Source organism: Mesorhizobium sp. M7A.F.Ca.CA.001.08.2.1 (assembly GCF_003998455.1).
Classification (GTDB): Bacteria; Pseudomonadota; Alphaproteobacteria; order Rhizobiales; family Rhizobiaceae; genus Mesorhizobium; species Mesorhizobium ciceri.
The window spans coordinates 1-1,878 of record NZ_RZPW01000986.1 but is presented as its reverse complement, the minus strand read 5'-3'; the positions used below and the strand labels follow the sequence as shown (position 1 = coordinate 1,878).

Here is a 1,878-nt window from a genome sequence, read left to right as displayed (position 1 = left end):
GGTGAACGATGCGCCTGTCGCCGCCGATGACATCGCATACGTTGCCGAGGACGGCAGCCTGGTGGTGTCGGTCCTCGCCAACGACAGCGATGTCGACGGCGACAGCCTGACGCCGGTTCTCGTCGCCGGACCGACCAACGGCACGCTGACGCTCAATCCGGACGGCAGCTTCACTTACGCGCCGAAGGCCAACTTCTTCGGCACCGACAGTTTCACTTACCAGGCAAGCGACGGCGTTCTGGCCAGCAACATCGCGACTGTGCGCATTGAGGTCACGGCTGGCAACAGCACACCGGTGTTGGAACAGGAAATCGCGGACCAGGCCTCGCCTGAGGACGCACTGTGGACCTTCACGCTTCCTGCGCTCGTCTTCAAGGATCCGGACGGCGATGCTCTCACCCTTTCGGCGACGCTCGCCGCCGGTGAGCCGCTGCCAAGCTGGCTCTCCTTCGATGCCTCGACGCTGACCTTCTCGGGCACGCCGCCGCTAAACTTCAACGGAGTCCTTGGCCTCAAGGTGACGGCGAGCGACGGTGAACTGTCAGCCTTCGACACCTTCAACCTCACAGTCACGCCGGTGAACGATGCGCCGGTGGCGCAGGATGTAGCCGGCGAAGCCATGGAGGACGGCCCGACGGTGCTTCTCGCGCCGATTTTCGCTGATGTCGACCAAGGCGACACCCACAGCATCAGCTTCGACACCGCTGGGACCGTCGGCAAAGTCATCCTCAATGCCGACAGCACCTTTACCTACGATCCGAACGGGGCCTTCGATCATCTCGCAGCGGGCGCAAAGGCCCAGGACGTCTTCATCTATACGGTGCGCGATGCTGCAGGCGCAGCCTCGACCGCAACCGTGACCGTGTCGATCACCGGACAGAACGACGCGCCGAAGGCGGTCGACGATTCAGCGGCGACTAACCAGAACACCGCACTGAGCGTCGCAGCAGCACAGGGCATTCTCGCCAACGATACCGACCCGGACAGCAGCGACACGCTTGCCCTCATTGCGGTGAACGGGTCGGCTGCGAACATTGGCCAGGTGCTGGCTCTTGTTTCCGGGGCCCGCGTGAGGGCTAGAAGCGACGGCAGCTATGACTACGACCCGAACGGCGCCTTCGCGGCGCTCGCCGCGGGTGAGACCGCGAGCGACAGTTTCACCTATACGGTCAAGGACGCCTCCGGCGCGCTGTCCACTGCTCGCGTGACCATCACGGTAAGGGGCCTCAACGACGGTCCGACGCTCTCAGCGTTGCCCGACCGCTCGCTGAAGGAGGGGGAGACGCTGGCCTTCACGCTCATCGCCAGCGATCCTGACCGAGGCGACAAGCTCGTCTTCTCGCTTGTGACTGCCCCGTCCGGCGCGATCGTGGATCCGGTGACTGGCGCGTTCAGGTGGACCGCACCTGACGGCGACGCCACGCATAACGTGACGCTGCGCGTCACAGACGCTGTCGGTTCATACGCCGAGCGGAGCTTCGCTATCCACGTCGCGGATGTCGCCCCGACAATTACTGTCGCCGGCCCAGGACATGCTGTCGCGGGCGATCCTTACACAATCACGCTTGGGGCTGCCGATCCCGGTGACGACACGATCACCCTATGGTCGGTCGACTGGGGCGATGGGGTGGTCGACTCTCTGGCAGGAAGCTCCACAGCCGCAACGCATATCTATGATGCACGCGGCAGCTTCACGATCCTCGCGAGTGCCACGAACGAGGACGGCACATTTAGCGCGTCTTCCGGAACCACGGTTGTCGTCGACACCGAATGGTTGGTGGTGCAGAGCTTCACACCGACGGCGACTGGCTTCCGGGTGCGTTTCAACCACGCCTTCGATCCAACCGCGTTCAATATCTATGCTGGCCAAGGAAACGC

General features: G+C 63.7%; 1 protein-coding gene. It reads left to right on the top strand.

Going from position 1 to position 1,878, the window contains the following annotated elements:
- A partial coding sequence (locus EN914_RS33860; RefSeq protein ID WP_127389606.1) for an Ig-like domain-containing protein occupies positions 1-1,878 on the top strand: 1,878 nt, incomplete at both ends.